This window comes from Pseudomonas sp. FP2300, assembly GCF_030687595.1.
Lineage (GTDB): Bacteria > Pseudomonadota > Gammaproteobacteria > Pseudomonadales > Pseudomonadaceae > Aquipseudomonas > Aquipseudomonas bijieensis.
Genome location: NZ_CP117440.1, coordinates 1,215,390 through 1,232,835 on the forward strand (window position 1 = coordinate 1,215,390; position 17,446 = coordinate 1,232,835).

Sequence of the window (17,446 nt, forward strand, 5' to 3'; positions counted from 1 at the left end):
TCGCCTCACTGGCTTGGGCGACTGCAGCAGCCATCTCCCGAAACAATGGCGCTATGCGCCTGTAGAGCAGTTCGCCACTGGCGCGATGGCGCGACGCTTCGAGTTGTGCGATTCAGAAGGCGAGCGCCGATGCGGCCTTCGAGTTGCCGGATGGTCTGGCTGAGTGCCGACGGCGATAGGCCCAAATGCTCTGCCGCTCGGGCAAAGCTCTGGCGTTCCACGACGGCTACGAAGGCCTTCAGTTCAGCGAAGTCGGATCCGCGCATTATGTATCGTTTCCTAAGCAACATATAAAGATTCTAGCGTATTCACTGAATTCAAGTAGACGCGCATCCTGAGGCCTTCGCTGACCCCATGGAGCCAAAAATTGAACACCTTGACCCTTCCTGAGCCTATTGCCGCGTACTTCGCGGCCGAACACAACCCTGACGCCTTGGCGCGTTGCTTTACCGCGCAAGCCGTCATGAAGGACGACGGCCGTACCTACACGGGCATCAACGCCATCAAGGCCTTTATGGCCGAGGCATCGGCCAAGTACAGCGCGACGAGCGTGCCATTCGCCATTGAGGGAGAGGACGGCTTTCAACTTGTCCGCGCCAACGTCACCGGCAACTTCCCTGGCAGCCCGATCGTCCTGTCCTACCGCTTTCGCCTTGAACGCGGCCTGATCGCATCGCTGGAGATCACGGCATGAGCTTCGACCTTCATCTGAATGGCCTGCGGACATTGGTCACCGGCGGCACGCTGGGCCTTGGCGCTGCAGTCGTGAAAACCCTTGTGGAGGCCGGCGCTCGGGTGGCGACATCCGCGCGCACCGTGCCAGCGGAGCCGGTGGAGGGCGTCACCTACGTGGCTGCCGATCTGTCGACGGCGCAAGGTACGAATCACCTTGCTCAGACCGTCCTGCAGGACTGGGGCGGCGTCGATATCCTGATCAACGTGCTCGGCGGTTCGAAGACCCCCGGTGGCGGTTTCGCCGCGATCAGTGATGAGCACTGGTTCGCCGAGCTGAACCTGAACTTGATGCCTGCCGTGCGCCTGGATCGTGCGTTGCTGCCTGCGATGCTGGCTCAGGGCTCCGGCGTCATCATCCACGTCAGCTCCATCCAGCGCGTGCTGCCTTTGCCCGAGTCCACCACCGCCTACGCCGCAGCCAAGGGGGCCCTCACGACCTACAGCAAGTCTCTGGCGAGAGAGGTGACGCCGAAGGGCGTTCGCGTGCTGAGTGTTGCGCCGGGCTGGATTGAGACTGAGGCTTCCGTAGCGTTTGCGCAGCGGATGGCGGCAGACGCCGGAACGGATTACGAGGGCGGCAAGAAAATCGTCATGGATTGGCTGGGAGGAATTCCAGTGGGCCGACCGGCCACACCACAAGAGGTGGCCGATTTGATCGCCTTCCTGGCGTCCCCTCGGTCCGCTTCGATCGCAGGGTCCGAGTATCGGATCGACGGCGGCACCGTTCCGACTCTTTAGCCCACAGCCGCGACTGGCTGAACACGGGGCGCGTGACCTCGCAGCATGGCCCCGGCAGGCGCCGAGGCTTTCCCGAACCGGACGTGGCAGGTCTGCCGCGTCCGGTATCAATGTCCACCCGCAAACGCCCCGTCGCTACAGTCAAAGCTCTGCTCTCAAACTGTCAAAGGCGTCCTCCAGGAATTTGGCCACCGGTTTTCGCTGGCCGGTCTGATCCCGCCACGCCTGAAGCGCGAGTCTCATCGCACCGACGGACACCACAGCCACCATCCGAAGGGCCAACCGCCGCTCAGGCTGCCGCCAGACCTCACACAGCGCGTTGAACAGCGCTTGCTCCTGTTCCGCGTAGTACGCCTGCTTGCGCGCAAGAAGCGACTCGCTCGAACGCATGAGATTGTCCACGGCTGTCATCTGCTCGGTCGTATAGCGCGCGATGTGCTTGACCATCACATCGCGAACAGCATCGAGTGGCGGTACGTCGGGCGATGTCTTCAGCAGATCGGCAATCAGCCTGGCCGAATCGGCGTCCTGCCAGAACAAGATGATGTCGTCCTTCGATTTGAAGTACGAGAAAAACGTGCGGCGCGAGATGCCAGCCGCTGCCGCGATGGTGTCCAGCGTTGTGCCTTCGTACCCGTTGGCGAGGAACAGGCGCTGGCCGGCCTCGGCGATGCGCTGGCGTGTTTCGCGGCGCTTGCTTTCGCGCAAGCCTTCTGTGGGGGCTGCATCTGCGGGGGGGAAGGATTCTGACATTCCAATGGCCTGTTGCATTTCTGCACTAAGTGCAGCAGAGTTGGCACTGAGTGCATATTTATATGCACCTAGTGTATATTTCAACTTCTCGACAGGCAAGGATCATGACCCACTGGACAGTTTCCGACATCCCTTCCCAACGCGGCCGTACGGCGGTCGTCACCGGTACTGGCGGCCTTGGATTCCAAGACGCGCTGGCACTGGCCCGCGCCGGTGCGAATGTCATCATCGCAGGTCGAAATCCGTCGAAAGGGGCGGCGGCAGTCGATCAGATTCGCCAAAGTGTTCCCGGCGCGAATGTGACTTTCGGGGCACTGGACCTCGCCAGCCTCGAATCCATCGAGTCGTTTGGTGAGCGTCTGCGGAGTTCGCGCGACAGCCTGGACTTGCTGATCAACAACGCGGCAGTGATGGCGCCGCCGAAGCGTCAGGTGACTTGCGACGGATTCGAGTTGCAGTTCGGCACGAACTACCTGGGTCACTTCGCCTTGACTGCCCAACTGCTGCCGCTGTTGCGCAAGGGCAACAAGCCACGCGTGGTCAGCCTTTCAAGCGTCGCCGCTCGAAGCGGCACGATCAACTTCGATGATCTGCAAGCTCAGCGCAGCTACAGGCCGATGCCGGTTTACAGCCAATCGAAACTCGCTTGCCTGATGTTCGCCCTTGAATTGCAACGCCGCAGCGATGCTGCGGGCTGGGGCATCCAGAGCATCGCTGCCCATCCTGGCATTTCGCGCACCGATCTGTTGCCCAATGGCGCCGGCGCATGGAGCGTTCCGGGTATGGCTCGTCGTTACATGTGGTTCCTGTTCCAGCCGGCAGCGCAGGGGGCGTTGCCGACCATCTTCGCTGCGACTTCACCGCAGGCTCAAGGCGGTGTCTATTACGGCCCGGACAGGCTCGGCGAAATACGCGGCTATCCGGCCGTTGCCAAGATTCCTGCGCAAGCACTGGATGCGAGCGTCGCTGCGAGGCTGTGGATTGAATCGCAAGGGCTTACGGAAGCGGTCTTTCGGTAAACCAGCCATGTACAAATACGTTGTCTATGCTTCGCGACTGCCAATCGCGCCTTCCGGCAGTACCCGACGGCCAGAATACCTTGAAATATCAGCTTGCTGACGATGGCTGCGCTCCGGATGAACTGGTCGAGCGGCTGGGTGAAGCGGGCTGCGATGATGCCTTGGTAGGCATCGGGCAGCCGGGGCGGCTTGCGCTTGAGTTCACGCGCGATGCGCCTGACGCGGTTGAAGCCGTGCTTAGTGCGCTGAGCGACGTTCGCCGCGCAGTGCCATCGGCCAGACTGATCGAGGTTGCGCCTGATTTAGTCGGGGGGGATAGCAAGGTATGCGTCCCAGATGAGTTCTATACTCTCGGCACCCATTGCGGCGATGAACAGGTCGCAATAAGGAGCCTGCCATGAATGACACTCAAAAACTTGCCGCCTTGCGCATCGTCTTGATCGTAGTCGGTCTGATCGCCGTCTTCGCGTTCTGGCCGTTGATGGTTCTGTGGCCGTCCGGTTGGGCGTGGCACAGCGGCCATTCCGATTATCCGCTGATGATGGTCGGCATCTATGCGACGCTCGGTGTGTTCCTGCTGCTGGCATCCCGCGATCCGCTGAAACACCTGAGCTTGATCTGGTTCACGGTGTGGTCGAGCGTCGTGCATGGCGCGATCATGGCTGTGCAGTCGTTTGGCATCGGGATGGACGGGGCAAGCCAGTACGGCCATCTATTGGGCGATGTGCCTGCGTTGCTCATTGTCGCAGTGGTGCTGGCATTCTTAACACCGCGGGGCGAGAAAGCGCATTTGCTGCCTGATTGACCCTCAGTGCGGCGGTAATCCAAGGCCTTGTGGATAACTTCCATGAGGCTTTTTTCATTTTCGCCACCCTTACTGTTTCTCATCTGCGGGTGTATCGTATTCGCCTTTTGCGGGCCCAACGGTTCGCCGCGGATTCAAGAGGTGCTTGCGTTCATGTCCTTTACCCGTCGCCAAATACTCGGTGGCCTGGCCGGTCTTGTTGTCGTTGGTGTGGGGGCGGGAGGTGCTTCGCGGTATTGGCTGGGCAAGATGGCGGATGCCGAGGCTGGCCACGACTATGAATTGATCGCGGCGCCCCTGGACGTCGAGTTGGTGGCCGGGCACAAGACCCAGGCCTGGGCCTTCGGTCCGTCGGCGCCGGGCACCGAATTGCGGGTGCGCCAGGGTGAATGGCTGCGGGTACGTTTCATCAACCACCTGCCGGTCGCCACCACCATTCATTGGCACGGGATCCGTTTGCCGCTGGAGATGGACGGCGTGCCGTATGTCTCGCAACTGCCGGTGTTGCCGGGCGAGTATTTCGATTACAAGTTCCGCGTGCCGGATGCCGGCAGCTATTGGTATCACCCCCACGTCAACAGCAGCGAGGAGCTCGGGCGTGGGCTGGTGGGGCCGCTGATCATCGAAGAGCGCGAGCCTACCGGGTTCAAGTACGAACAAACCCTGAGCCTCAAGAGCTGGCATGTGGACGAGCAAGGCCAGTTCGTGGCGTTCAGCATTCCTCGCGAAGCCGCGCGAGGTGGCACGGCCGGGCGCCTGGCGACCATCAATGGTGTGCCGGAGGCGGTGATTGAGCTGCCGGCCGGGCAGATCACTCGGGTGCGTTTGCTCAACCTGGATAACACCCTGACCTACCGGATCAATATTCCAGGCGTCGAAGCGCAGATCTATGCGCTGGACGGCAACCCCGTCGAACCGCGCCCGCTGGGCAAGGAATACTGGCTTGGCCCGGGCATGCGCATTTGCCTGGCGATCAAGGCGCCGCCGGCCGGGGAAGAGCTGTCGTTGCGCAATGGCCCGGTGCGCCTGGGGACTTTGCGTTCGGTGCCTAACAGTGACGCACCGACCCAGTGGCCGCCGGCGCTGCCACCCAACCCGGTGTCCGAGCCGGACCTGGCCAATGCCGAGAAACTCAACTTCAATTTCGAATGGGTCGGCTCGGTGTCGGTCAACGTCGACAATGGCAAGCCGCCGAGTCTGTGGCAGATCAACGGCAAAGCCTGGGACATCACCGACAAGACCTGCGCCGACCGGCCAATCGCCACGCTGAAAAAAGGCCAGAGCTACATTTTCGAATTGAAGAACATGACCCAGTACCAGCATCCGATCCATTTGCACGGCATGAGCTTCAAGGTGATTGCATCCAACCGGCACAAGGTCGTGCCGTACTTCACCGACACTTACCTGCTGGGCAAGAACGAGCGGGCGCAGGTGGCGCTGGTGGCGGATAATCCGGGGGTGTGGATGTTCCACTGCCATGTCATCGACCACATGGAAACCGGCCTGATGGCCGCCATCGAGGTGGCTTGATGCGCCAGATTCGCCCCGCCAGAATCATCGACCGCAGCCGTGACCAGGACTTCATGCGCGAAGCCCTGGCCCTCGCCGCACAAGGCGCAGCCCTGGGCGAAGTGCCGGTGGGCGCGGTTCTGGTGCAGGATGGCGAGATCATCGGCCGTGGCTTCAACTGCCCGATCAGCGGCCACGACCCCAGCGCCCATGCGGAAATGGTCGCCATCCGCGCCGCCGCCCAGGCGGTGAGCAACTATCGCCTGCCCGGCAGTACCCTTTATGTGACGCTGGAGCCCTGCAGCATGTGCGCCGGCCTCATCGTCCATTCGCGTATCGCCCGGGTCGTCTACGGCGCCCTGGAGCCCAAGGCCGGGATCGTGCAGAGCCAGGGGCAGTTTTTCAGCCAGGGTTTCCTGAACCATCGGGTGATGTTCGAAGGCGGGGTGCTGGCTGAAGAATGCAGCACGGTGTTGAGTGAGTTCTTCAAGGCCCGTAGAGCCAAATCCTCAGACTGACACCTTTCCCCCTAATGTGGGAGTGAATCTCTGTGGGAGCAAGGCTTGCCCGCGATGAACGATAACGCGGTCTTGCTATAGACCGCGGTGCCGCCATCGCGGGCAAGCCTTGCTCCCACAGGTTCATTCCCACAGAAGTTTGCACACAGCGGGGCGATTTATTTCCGCGCCACAATCACTGCCCGTATTGGTGCCGGCAGTCCTTCGATGGTTTTGCTGTGGTCGGCGGGATCGAGGAAGTCGCTCAGCGACTGATACTTCATCCACTCGGTGCTGCGCTGTTCTTCCACGGTGGTCAGGCTCACGTCCACGCAACGCACATCGCTGAACCCGGCGCGGCGCAGCCAGCGTTCCAGGGCCGGGACCGAGGGCAGGAACCACACATTGCGCATCTGCGCGTAGCGGTCCTCGGGCACCAGCACCTGATGTTCGTCGCCTTCGATTACCAGGGTTTCCAGCACCAGTTCGCCGCCTTTGACCAGGCAGTCCTTGAGGGCCAGCAGGTGTTCGATCGGCGAGCGGCGATGGTAGAACACGCCCATGGAGAACACCGTGTCGAAGCCTTCCAGCTCTGCGGGCAACGCTTCGAAGGGGAATGGCAAGTGCCAGGCATTGGGCTGTGACAGGTAACGCTGCACGGCCTGGAACTGGCAGAAGAACAGCCAGTTGGGGTCGACGCCGATCACCGTGTCGGCCCCGGCGCCGAGCATGCGCCACATGTAGTAACCATTGCCGCAGCCCACGTCGAGGATGCGCTTGCCTTTGAGATCCAGGTGCGGTGCGACCCGCGACCACTTCCAGTCCGAGCGCCATTCGGTGTCCACGTGCACGCCAAACAGGTCGAACGGCCCTTTGCGCCACGGCGACAGGCCCATCAACGCCGTGCGCATTCGTGCCCGGGTTTCGTCGGAGCAATCGGTGTCGAGGGTCAGCCCGTTCAGCAGGTCGATTTCAGTCGGTTGCAGCATTGGCAAGGCGTCGAGAGCGTTCTGCCAGCGCTCCAGGTCGCCATGGCCTTTTTCCATTTTGCTGTCGAGTTGCGTCTGCAGGGTCGCGGCCCAATCGGCCAAGGGGGTGCCGGCCAGGCGGCGGGCGAGGGGAGACAGATCGATCATGGCAGGGCAATCAACGAGGCGAAGTTAAGACACTGGAACCACGGCACGACTTTCGAGAACCCGGCCGCCAACAGGCGTTCGCGGTGTTCTTCGAGGCTATCGGGCTTCATGACGTTTTCGATGGCGCTGCGTTTCTGGGCAATCTCCAGCTCGCTGTAGCCGTTGGCGCGCTTGAACGCCACGTGCAGGTCGGTGAGCAGGGCGTGTTCCTCGACATCATTGAAGCGCAGTTTTTCCGACAGGATCAGGGCGCCGCCGGGCAGCAGCGACTGGCGAATGCGGCTCAACAGCGCGGTGCGCTGGTCCGGCGCGATGAATTGCAGAGTGAAGTTCAGCGCCACCACCGAGGCAGGCTGGAACGTCAGGGCGAGGATGTCGCCTTCGATCACCTCAACGGGCAGCAACTCCTGGAACATCGAGTCCTGGCCGTTGAGGTATTCGCGGCAACGCTCGACCATGGCCGCCGAGTTATCCACAGCGATGACACGGCAACCTTCGGTGCGCACGTGGCGGCGCAGGGCCTGGGTCACCGCACCCAGGGACGAACCCAGGTCATAGAGCACGCTATTGGGTTGGGCGAATTGCGCGGCGAGCACGCCGAGGTTTTCGACGATGGTCGGGTAACCCGGCACCGAACGCTTGATCATGTCCGGAAACACCCGCACCACGTCCTCGTTGAAGGCGAAGTCCGGCACTTGGGCCAGGGGTTGGGCGAATAGGCGATCGGGTTCTTTGCTCACGGCGGTTCCAGCGGCATGGGTGGTGAAAAGGCCGGCATTTTAACCAAAAAACCGGTGGGAGCGAGCTTGCTCGCTCCCACATTGATCTTTGTTCAGCGCTGCTTTTGCGGGAACGCTGACGCCGTGATGCCCCATTGGCCCAGCCAATAACTGATGATGATCAGATAAGGCGCGGCATGGAAGGGCTGTATGAACCGGTTGATGCCGATCAGGCTGTCGGAAAACACAAAGGCCAGCGCCCCGGCGGCGGCCAGCCAGGCCGAGCGTTTCGGCACCTCGGTACCCAACCGTGCCAGGGCTCGCCAGAGCATGGCGCTGATAGCCAGGCCGTAGACAATCACCGGCACCAGCAACGGCCCGAGACCGCTCGACAGCAGTATCCCCAACAGCACTGCGCCGATGCCCAAGGCCAGGGCCAATGGCAGCAGCGCCGGGCGGTGACAGTCGCTCAGGTAAGCTTTCAGGTAAGCCAGGTGCGCCAGCAGAAACGCGCCAAGGCCGAACACGAACAGATCCCCCGGCCAGGCCAGCAGCACATCGCCCACCAGCGAAAAAATCAGCCCGAGGCTGATCCAGCGCCGATACTCGCCTGGCGGCGCATCGTGCAGCCAACCGAGCAGGGCCAGCACCGGCATAGGCTTGACCAGCAGACACAGCAGCGTGGCGTGCATGGCCAGGCCGTACAGGTAAGTGGCTGCGCCCATCAGTGCAAGGATCAGCCAACCCACGGTCAATTCACCGCAATGGCGCAGTCGAAGGTTTCCACGGGCGGTACTTCCGGAGCCCAGGGCTGTTGATAAGTCAGGCGCAGACGCCCAGTGCCGGCGTTGAACGCCTGGAAGCGCCAGGTCGAGACCCCGGCGGCGCCGACGATGCCGGCGTCTTCCGGGTTGCGATAAACCTCGGGGCCCAGGCCTTTGAGCACGCCGCCGGCCGAATCCTGGATCGCCCAGCGATAACCGGTGGTGGGGTTGCTCGGCAAGCTCAAAATCAGGTTCTGCCCGTTATTGAGCCGCACCGGGCACTGGCTCAGTTTTTCCACGGTCACGTTGCGTCCACTTTGCGTGGCGCAGGCGCTCAGCAGGGCGAGGCTCAAGGGGATGAGCAGGCGGGTGATGGACATAAGGGTGATGACTCCGGCATTCACGACGAACGGCGAGCATAACCGAAGATGCTACTAGGTGTGTCAGCTGAGGAAGTGCTGTCGCTGATGATGCTATCGCGGGCAAGCCTTGCTCCCACAATGGATCTTTGTCGCACACTGACTCTGTGAGCGGCATTAAACCCTGTGGGAGCAAGGCTTGCCCGCGATGGGGCCCGCATAAGCGCTACAGTTCTATCAGAACAGCACCTTGGCCACATCCGCAAACCGCTTGGCAAAGTGCACCGTGACGCCTTCCTTGAGGTAGTCCGGCAATTCTTCGAAATTGCCCCGGTTGGCTTCCGGCAGGATCAGTTCATTGATTTTCTGCCGCCGCGCCGCGATCACTTTTTCGCGCACGCCGCCGATCGGCAGTACATGCCCGGTAAGGGTCAGTTCGCCGGTCATGGCCACGCCTTTTTTCGGTGGCTGGTTACGGGCCAGGGACAGTAGGGCGCTGGCCATGGTGACCCCGGCGCTCGGGCCGTCCTTGGGCGTGGCGCCTTCCGGTACGTGCAGGTGAACGAAGGCCTCGTCGAAGAATTTCGGATCGCCGCCGAATTGCTTCAGGTGCGAACTGACGTAGCTGTGGGCGATTTCCGCCGACTCTTTCATCACGTCCCCCAGTTGCCCGGTCAGCTTGAAACCGCGATTGAGGGTGTGGATGCGCGTTGCCTCGATGGGTAAGGTCGCGCCGCCCATGCTGGTCCAGGCCAGGCCGGTAATCACTCCGACGCCGGACAACACCTGCTCGTTGCGGAACACCGGTTTGCCCAGGGAGGCCTCCAAGTCTTTCGGCCCGAGCTTGATCACCGCTTTGGGGTCGTCGATCAGCTTCATCACCGCCTTGCGCACCAGTTTGCCCAGTTGTTTCTCCAACTGCCGCACCCCGGCTTCACGGGCGTAGCCGTCGATCAGGGCTTTGAGGGCGCTGTCGTTGATGCTCAGGCTGCCCTTGGACACGCCGGCCTTGGCCAACTGCTTGGGCCACAAGTGGCGCTTGGCGATGGCGACTTTTTCTTCGGTGATGTAACCCGACAGGCGGATCACTTCCATCCGGTCCAGCAAGGGGCCGGGGATCGAGTCCAGGGTGTTGGCGGTGCAGATGAAGAGCACTTTCGACAGATCCAGGCGCAGGTCCAGGTAGTGATCGAGAAATTCGACGTTCTGTTCCGGGTCGAGGGTCTCGAGCAGGGCCGACGCCGGGTCGCCCTGGTAGCTCTGGCCCATCTTGTCGATCTCATCGAGCATGATCACCGGGTTCATCACCTCGACGTCTTTTAGCGCCTGTACCAGCTTGCCCGGCTGGGCTCCGATGTAGGTGCGCCGATGGCCCTTGATCTCGGCTTCGTCGCGCATGCCGCCAACGCTGAAACGGTAGAACGGCCGCCCCAGGGACTCGGCGATGGACTTGCCGACGCTGGTCTTGCCCACGCCCGGCGGGCCCACCAGCAACACGATAGAGCCGCTGATCTCGCCTTTGTAGGCACCGACGGCGAGGAATTCCAGGATACGGTCCTTGATGTCGTCCAGGCCGGCGTGGTGCTGGTCGAGAACCTTGCGGGCATGCTTGAGGTCAAGTTTGTCCTGGCCGTACACGCCCCACGGCACCGAGGTTGCCCAATCCAGGTAATTGCGGGTAACGGCGTATTCCGGCGAGCCGGTTTCCAGGATGGAGAGTTTGTTCATCTCCTCTTCGATGCGCTTCTGCGCCTGGGCCGACAGCACCTTGCCTTCCAGCCGTTGCTCGAACTGTTCGATATCGGCGCTGCGGTCGTCCTTGGTCAGCCCCAGTTCCTGCTGGATGACCTTGAGCTGTTCCTTGAGGAAGAACTCGCGCTGATGCTCGCCGATCTTGTTGTTGACCTCGGCGGAAATCTCTTTCTGCAGCCGCGCCACTTCGACTTCCTTGCGCAGCATCGGCAGCACTTTTTCCATGCGCTTGAGCATGGGCACGCAGTCGAGCACTTCCTGCAGTTCGCTGCCGGTGGCGGAGGTGAGCGCGGCGGCAAAGTCGGTCAGTGGCGATGGGTCGTTGGGGCTGAAGCGGTTGAGGTAGTTCTTCAGCTCTTCGCTATACAGCGGGTTGAGTGGCAGCAGTTCCTTGATCGCGTTGATCAGCGCCATGCCGTAGGCCTTGACCTCGTCGGTCGGCTCGCTCGGCTGGTGCGGGTATTCGACTTCCACCAGATACGGTGGGCGATGGTGCTTGAGCCAGGTGCGGATACGCACGCGGGTCAGTCCCTGGGCGACGAATTGCAGTTTGCCGCCTTCCCGGCTGGCGTGGTGCACCTTTACCAGCGTGCCGTACAGCGGCAGTTTCGAGGTGTCGAAATGGCGCGGGTCTTCCTGGGGCGTGTCCATGAAGAACAGTGCCAGGGAGTGATGTTCGGACTTGGCCACCAGCTCCAGGGTCTCGGCCCACGGTTCTTCGTTGACGATGACCGGCAACACCTGGGCCGGGAAGAAGGGGCGATTGTGGATGGGGATGATATAGACCTTGTCCGGCAGGTTCTGGCCAGGCAGGGCCAGGCCGGTACCGGACGAGGTGTGTTCGATGTGTTCGGAGTCAGCGTCGTAATCGTGAGTGGCTTCAGTAGAGTGCTGGTCGCTCATGGGGCACCTGCGCAATGGGGTATGGGTCTTAGATGGGGCAGGTGGGGGGTGGTTTCAATGGTAAGCGACTGTTAGCGGTTATTTCATTGGCGGGTGTTCAGGCTTGCGACAGCTTCCCGTGGCGAGGCATGCAGCGCTCGCCACGGGCCTCAACCTAGGCGACCCGGTTCAAGTCGTTGTGGCGCGTCTCCTTCAGGCACAGCACGGCGATCACGCTGAGCAGCGCGGCTGCTGAAACATAGCCTCCGACATAGCTCAAACCGCCCATCGCCACCAGTTTCTGGGCGAAGAACGGCGCGGCCGAGGCACCGACGATACCGCCCAGGTTGTAGGCTGCCGAGGCGCCGGTGTAACGCACGTGGGTCGGAAACAGCTCCGGGAGCAAGGCGCCCATGGGGGCAAAGGTCACACCCATCAGGAACAGCTCGATGCACAGGAACAGTGCCACGCCCCCGGTCGACCCGTGGGTCAGCAAGGGTTCCATGAGGAAACCCGAGGCAATTGCCAGCACACCGCCGAGGATCAATATCGGTTTGCGGCCGTAGCGGTCGCTGGCCCAGGCCGACAGGGGGGTAGCGGCGGCCATGAACAGCACGGCGAAGCACAGCAGGCCCAGGAAGGTCTCGCGGCTGTAGCCGAGGGTGGACACGCCGTAGCTCAGGGAAAACACCGTCGAGATATAGAACAGCGCGTAACACACCACCATCGCCGCCGCGCCCAGCAGCGTCGGCGCCCAGTATTGGCTGAACAGCTCGACCAACGGCACCTTGACCCGCTCCTGGCGGGCCATGGCATTGGCGAATACCGGGGTTTCATGGAGCTTGAGCCGCACATAGAGGCCGACGATCACCAGCACGGCGCTGAGCAGGAACGGAATCCGCCAGCCCCAGGAGCGGAATTGCTCATCGTCCAGGCTCATGGCCAGGGTCAGGAACAGCCCGTTGGCCGCCAGGAAGCCGATGGACGGCCCCAACTGGGGGAACATGCCGAACCAGGCACGCTTGCCTTTGGGTGCGTTCTCGGTGGCAAGCAGCGCCGCCCCGCCCCATTCACCGCCCAAGCCCAGGCCCTGGCCGAAACGTAGCAGGCACAGCAGGACCGGTGCCCAGGCGCCAATGCTGGCATAACCGGGCAGCACGCCGATGAGCGTGGTGCACACCCCCATCAGCAGCAGGGACGCCACCAGCGTGGACTTGCGCCCGATCCGGTCGCCGAAGTGGCCGAACAGCGCCGAGCCCAGCGGCCGGGCGAGGAAGGCGATGCCGAACGTCAGGAAAGACGACAGCATCTGTGCCGTGCCAGAAGTTTGCGGGAAGAACACCGGCCCGATCACCAGGGCCGCCGCCGTGGCATAGACGTAGAAATCGTAGAACTCGATGGCGGTGCCGATGAAGCTTGCGGTCGCCACGCGGGTGGCGGAATTTGTCGGCTGGACAGGCACAGCCTCGTTGCAGGTAGTGGTCGTCATGCGGTTATCCCTGACAGTCATGTGCTCCGTTGGAGCGAATTATTATGGTCGAACGCCCAGGGATGTGGGCGGGTACCCTTTCGCTGTTTCGGGTAGGAACAGTCGCAGGGCTGATGCGGATTTCGCCGATGGTCGGGCCGGAACCGGCTGAGTGCAGGGTAGACGCAGGGTTCGGTAAGCGGCTTGAGTATAGGAAGGGGGCTAACGAATCAACAAGAGAGCCCGCACACAATATTGAAGCGTGCGCTGAGCTTTTGTGGCGAGGGAGCTTGCTCCCGCTGGGCTGCGAAGCGGCCCTGAGACCTGACAGCTCGGTGTGTCAGGCGGGTTGGATTGCTGCTTTGGGGCTGCTGCGCAGCCCGGCGGGAGCAAGCTCCCTCGCCACGAAGACGGTGTTTAGAGCACCACCGGCACCGAGCTGTTATGCCACGCCAGCACCTGGCTCACACGGTTGTCCACGGTCTCGATGATTTCCAGTCGATACCGCCCGATCTTCAGGCATACCGGGCTTTCGGGAATGGTTTCCAGGGCTTCGGTCACCAGCCCGTTGAGGGTTTTGGGGCCGTCGCAAGGCAGGTGCCAGCCCAGGGTCCTGTTCAACTCACGAATCGACGCCGCGCCATCGATCATCAGGCGGCCATCGGGCTGGGGATGGACATGGGGATTGTCGAGGCTGTGCTCGCTTTCGAATTCGCCGACGATTTCTTCGAGGATGTCTTCCAGGGTGACGATGCCCAGCACTTCGCCGTATTCGTCCACCACCATGCCCAGGCGCCGCTGCTGCTTGTGGAAATTCAGCAATTGCAGCTGCAGTGGTGTGCTCTCGGGCACGAAGTAGGGCTCGTGAGAGGCGGTCAGCAGCGCTTCCTTGGTCAGGCTCGCGTCCGCCAGCAGGTGGCGGATCTGGCGGGTGTTGAGCACCGCTTCGACCTGGTTGATGTCGCTGTGGAACACCGGCAGGCGGGTACGACGGTTCAGGCGTAGCTGTTCGATGATCTCGCCGATGGGGTCGTCGAGGTTGATGCCATCGACCTCGCTGCGGGGCACGAGGATATCGTTGACGGTGATGTTGTCCAGGGCGTGGATGCCGGAAATCGGGTGCAGTCGGCCGCTGTTGTGCTCCGGTTCATGCTCGCTACGCGGTGGCGCGGGCATTTCGTCGTCGCTCTGTTGCACCATGCTGGCCTTGCGGGCAAATGGGCGCAGCAGCAATTGGCTGGCGCCATTCAACAGCCAGGCAAACGGATAGAGGATCTTCAACGGTATGCCCAGCAAGGTGTTGCCCAGTGCCAGCACCGCTTCGGGCTGGCGAGTGGCCAAGGTGCGCGGCAGGTAGTCGGCAAACACCAGCAGGGCGGCGCTGGTGCCGAGCCAGGCCACCCAGGGGCCGTTTTCCAGCCAGGTAAAAATCGCCAGCAAGGTGCCGATGACCACGGCCAGGGTACGGCAGAGGGTGTTGCACAGGATCAGGCTGGCCAGCGGGAATGTCAGCGTCGCCAGCGGTTTGTCAGTGGCGCGCGAGGCCGTACGCTGGGCCAGCAGGTGTTGCTGGGCGGCTTCGATCGCGGTGAACAGGGCCGACCAGAGGATCAGCACCACCAGCACGGCAAACAGCGGCGCCACGGGCAACGTATCCATCAGGGCCGTCCGTCACACATGCAGGATGTATTCGCGGACCAGCTTGCTGCCGAAGTACGCGAGCATCAGCAGGCAGAAACCGGCCAGGGTCCAGCGAATCGCCTTGTGCCCGCGCCAGCCGAGGCGGTTGCGGCCCCACAGCAGCACGCTGAAGACTATCCATGCCAGGCAGGCGAGCAGGGTCTTGTGCACCAGGTGCTGGGCGAACAGGTTCTCGACGAACAACCAGCCGGAGATCAGCGACAGTGACAGCAAGCCCCAACCGGCCCAGAGGAAGCCGAACAGCAGGCTCTCCATGGTTTGCAGCGGCGGGAAATTGCGGATCAGCCCGGACGGGTGCTTGTTCTTGAGCTGATGGTCCTGCACCAGTAGCAGCAGGGCCTGGAACACCGCGATGGTGAACAGGCCATAGGCCAGGATCGACAGCAGGATGTGGGCGAGGATGCCCGGCTCTTCATCAATGATCTGCACTGTACCCGACGGCGCGAACTGCGCCAGTAGCACCGTGGCCAGCCCCAGTGGGAACAGCAGCACCAGCAGGTTTTCCACCGGGATGCGCGAGCAGGCCACTAGTGTCAGGGCGATCACGGCGACGGCGATCAGGCTGGCGGCGTTGAAAAAGTCCAGGCCCAGGCCGATCGGCGTCATCAGGTGGGTATAAAGGCTGGCCGCATGGCCGAGCACCGCCAGCACGCCAAGCGTGACCAGCAGGCGTTTGTTCGCCTTGGCACCGGTGGCCAGGCGTGAGCCTTGATAGAGGGTCGCAGCGGCATAAAGGCAAGCGGCGGCGAGCGTGGCAAACAAGCTGGGTGACAAGGGGAGCATAAATCCTGTTAGGCAAGCCCGAAAGGCGCTGAGTTTGGCATAGAACCCCCTCCGCACGAAAGACCACCGCAACTGACAGTAAGGTGTACGTCGCCCGCTTCTTCGCTATAATCCGCGACCTGCCCACGCCGCAGGCTCGCCGAGCACATTTTTCACGGTCTGGGCCGCCATTATCCCGGTCTCATCTGGGCCTGAAAGGATCGCGCATGTTTGAAAACCTAACCGACCGTCTCTCGCAGACGCTGCGCCATGTCACCGGCAAGGCGAAACTGACCGAGGACAACATCAAAGACACCCTGCGCGAAGTGCGCATGGCGTTGCTCGAAGCCGACGTCGCCCTGCCGGTGGTCAAGGACTTCGTCAATTCGGTCAAGGAACGCGCCGTCGGCACCGAAGTGTCGCGCAGCCTGACGCCGGGCCAGGCGTTCGTGAAGATCGTCCAGGCCGAACTCGAAAGCCTCATGGGCGCCGCCAACGAAGACCTGAACCTCGCCGCCGTACCGCCAGCGGTGGTGCTGATGGCAGGTCTGCAAGGCGCGGGCAAGACCACGACGGCCGGCAAGCTGGCGCGCTTCCTTAAAGAGCGCAAGAAAAAGTCGGTGATGGTGGTGTCCGCGGACATCTATCGTCCGGCGGCCATCAAGCAGCTGGAAACCCTGGCCAACGATATCGGCGTGACGTTCTTCCCGTCCGACCTGAGCCAGAAGCCGGTGGACATCGCCCAGGCGGCTATTAAAGAAGCAAAACTGAAATTCATCGACGTGGTCATCGTCGATACCGCCGGTCGCCTGCACATCGATGAAGAGATGATGGGCGAGATCAAGGCGTTGCATGCCGCGATCAACCCGGTGGAAACCCTGTTCGTGGTCGATGCCATGACCGGCCAGGACGCGGCCAACACCGCCAAGGCGTTCGGTGACGCACTGCCGTTGACCGGCGTGATCCTGACCAAGGTCGACGGCGATGCCCGTGGCGGTGCCGCGCTGTCGGTGCGCGCCATCACCGGCAAGCCGATCAAGTTCATCGGTATGGGCGAGAAGAGCGAAGCGCTCGAGCCGTTCCACCCTGAGCGTATCGCTTCGCGGATCCTGGGCATGGGCGACGTGCTCAGCCTGATCGAGCAGGCCGAGCAGACCCTCGACAAGGACAAGGCCGACAAACTGGCCAAGAAGCTGAAGAAGGGTAAGGGCTTCGATCTCGAGGACTTCCGCGACCAACTGCAACAAATGAAGAACATGGGCGGTCTTGGCGGGCTCATGGACAAACTGCCGAACATCGGTGGCGTGAACCTGGCGCAGATGGGCAATGCCCAGGGCGCGGCTGAAAAGCAGTTCAAGCAGATGGAAGCCATCATCAACTCCATGACCCCGGCCGAGCGCCGCGACCCTGAGCTGATCAGCGGTTCGCGCAAGCGTCGTATCGCCATGGGTTCCGGCACCCAGGTGCAGGACATCGGTCGCTTGATCAAGCAACACAAGCAGATGCAGAAGATGATGAAGAAATTCTCCGCCAAGGGCGGGATGGCCAAGATGATGCGCGGCATGGGCGGTATGTTGCCCGGCGGCGGCATGCCGAAAATGTAAAGAATCTGCGCCGGCTGTCATGTCGGCGTTGCCCCGCACGGATGCGGGGATCTCCAGCAAACCCGTGCTGCACGGGAGCTGACCTGCCGTTTTTCATGACGGCTCCATGGCAAATCTTGATCGCACGGCCCAGGCGCCGGAAAAAGACATTTGCAAAAGGCCGGATATTCCTTAGAATATGCGGCCTTTCGGGCACCTATGCCCGCTGTGCATTTAGATTTGCAGCACCGACTACAGGAACGA

The 17,446-nt window shown here is 62.1% G+C and carries 17 protein-coding genes and 1 pseudogene; 8 read left to right on the forward strand and 10 right to left on the reverse strand.

The genetic code is table 11. The features are described 5' to 3' along the window. Positions 1-5 precede the first annotated feature (5 nt). Positions 6-290: a LysR family transcriptional regulator gene (locus PSH86_RS05225; RefSeq protein ID WP_370873739.1), complete on the reverse strand. Its 285-nt coding sequence runs from the start codon at positions 288-290 to the stop codon at positions 6-8. A gap of 77 nt (positions 291-367) precedes the next feature. Between PSH86_RS05225 and PSH86_RS05230 the strand changes: the two genes are divergently transcribed. Continuing rightward, positions 368-694 (forward strand): nuclear transport factor 2 family protein, encoded by a 327-nt coding sequence (locus PSH86_RS05230; RefSeq protein WP_212801921.1) that lies wholly within the window; start codon positions 368-370, stop codon positions 692-694. After that, the gene (locus PSH86_RS05235) at positions 691-1,473 is read left to right on the forward strand and encodes an SDR family oxidoreductase (protein WP_176688579.1); all 783 of its coding nucleotides are present in this window, start codon (positions 691-693) and stop codon (positions 1,471-1,473) included. Before PSH86_RS05230 ends, PSH86_RS05235 begins: the two co-directional genes overlap by 4 nt. Positions 1,474-1,614: 141 nt before the next feature. Here the strand turns inward: PSH86_RS05235 and PSH86_RS05240 are convergent, their stop codons facing one another. Further along, positions 1,615-2,226 (reverse strand): TetR/AcrR family transcriptional regulator, encoded by a 612-nt coding sequence (locus PSH86_RS05240; RefSeq protein WP_109753635.1) that lies wholly within the window; start codon positions 2,224-2,226, stop codon positions 1,615-1,617. A gap of 104 nt (positions 2,227-2,330) precedes the next feature. Here PSH86_RS05240 and PSH86_RS05245 point away from each other — a divergent pair, with 104 nt between their 5' ends. The 5 genes and pseudogenes from PSH86_RS05245 to tadA all read left to right on the forward strand — a co-directional run bounded on the left by PSH86_RS05245 (position 2,331) and on the right by tadA (position 6,077). Continuing rightward, on the forward strand, positions 2,331-3,245 hold the full coding sequence (locus tag PSH86_RS05245; protein WP_249016009.1) for an SDR family oxidoreductase: 915 nt from the start codon (positions 2,331-2,333) through the stop codon (positions 3,243-3,245). 26 nt (positions 3,246-3,271) lie between these two features. Further along, positions 3,272-3,556 (forward strand): annotated as a pseudogene (locus PSH86_RS05250) (hypothetical protein); the annotation flags it as partial. Positions 3,557-3,642: 86 nt separating this feature from the next. Then, complete coding sequence (locus PSH86_RS05255) at positions 3,643-4,050, forward strand: DUF6632 domain-containing protein (protein ID WP_116831525.1); 408 nt, start codon at positions 3,643-3,645, stop codon at positions 4,048-4,050. Positions 4,051-4,203: 153 nt separating this feature from the next. After that, positions 4,204-5,580 carry a multicopper oxidase family protein gene (locus tag PSH86_RS05260; protein WP_109753638.1) on the forward strand — a complete coding sequence of 459 codons (1,377 nt, stop codon included), beginning with the start codon at positions 4,204-4,206 and terminating at the stop codon, positions 5,578-5,580. After that, the gene (gene tadA / locus PSH86_RS05265) at positions 5,580-6,077 is read left to right on the forward strand and encodes a tRNA adenosine(34) deaminase TadA (RefSeq protein WP_060739067.1); all 498 of its coding nucleotides are present in this window, start codon (positions 5,580-5,582) and stop codon (positions 6,075-6,077) included. Before PSH86_RS05260 ends, tadA begins: the two co-directional genes overlap by 1 nt. Before the next feature lie 158 nt (positions 6,078-6,235). Here the strand turns inward: tadA and cmoB are convergent, their stop codons facing one another. From cmoB to PSH86_RS05305, 8 genes are all read right to left on the reverse strand, one after another. Continuing rightward, positions 6,236-7,192, reverse strand: a complete 957-nt coding sequence (gene cmoB / locus PSH86_RS05270; protein ID WP_305488341.1) for a tRNA 5-methoxyuridine(34)/uridine 5-oxyacetic acid(34) synthase CmoB — start codon at positions 7,190-7,192, stop codon at positions 6,236-6,238. Beyond that, positions 7,189-7,932, reverse strand: a complete 744-nt coding sequence (cmoA, locus tag PSH86_RS05275; RefSeq protein ID WP_305488343.1) for a carboxy-S-adenosyl-L-methionine synthase CmoA — start codon at positions 7,930-7,932, stop codon at positions 7,189-7,191. Before cmoA ends, cmoB begins: the two co-directional genes overlap by 4 nt. A 92-nt stretch (positions 7,933-8,024) precedes the next feature. Continuing rightward, positions 8,025-8,660 carry a lysoplasmalogenase gene (locus PSH86_RS05280; protein ID WP_109753641.1) on the reverse strand — a complete coding sequence of 212 codons (636 nt, stop codon included), beginning with the start codon at positions 8,658-8,660 and terminating at the stop codon, positions 8,025-8,027. Positions 8,661-8,662: 2 nt separating this feature from the next. Continuing rightward, entirely contained in the window at positions 8,663-9,055 is a 393-nt protein-coding gene (locus tag PSH86_RS05285) for a protease inhibitor I42 family protein (RefSeq protein ID WP_116831528.1), read from the reverse strand. A 216-nt stretch (positions 9,056-9,271) separates the two neighbouring features. Then, positions 9,272-11,689, reverse strand: coding sequence for an endopeptidase La (lon, locus tag PSH86_RS05290; RefSeq protein ID WP_109753643.1), 2,418 nt, complete (start codon positions 11,687-11,689; stop codon positions 9,272-9,274). A gap of 154 nt (positions 11,690-11,843) precedes the next feature. Beyond that, on the reverse strand, positions 11,844-13,157 hold the full coding sequence (locus PSH86_RS05295) for an MFS transporter (protein WP_109753644.1): 1,314 nt from the start codon (positions 13,155-13,157) through the stop codon (positions 11,844-11,846). Between the two features lie 396 nt (positions 13,158-13,553). After that, positions 13,554-14,795, reverse strand: coding sequence for an HlyC/CorC family transporter (locus PSH86_RS05300; RefSeq protein WP_305488351.1), 1,242 nt, complete (start codon positions 14,793-14,795; stop codon positions 13,554-13,556). 12 nt (positions 14,796-14,807) lie between these two features. Beyond that, positions 14,808-15,620 carry an inner membrane protein YpjD gene (locus tag PSH86_RS05305; RefSeq protein WP_109753647.1) on the reverse strand — a complete coding sequence of 271 codons (813 nt, stop codon included), beginning with the start codon at positions 15,618-15,620 and terminating at the stop codon, positions 14,808-14,810. Positions 15,621-15,826: 206 nt separating this feature from the next. Between PSH86_RS05305 and ffh the strand changes: the two genes are divergently transcribed. Beyond that, positions 15,827-17,203 (forward strand): signal recognition particle protein, encoded by a 1,377-nt coding sequence (gene ffh / locus PSH86_RS05310; RefSeq protein ID WP_060739058.1) that lies wholly within the window; start codon positions 15,827-15,829, stop codon positions 17,201-17,203. Positions 17,204-17,446 lie beyond the last annotated feature (243 nt).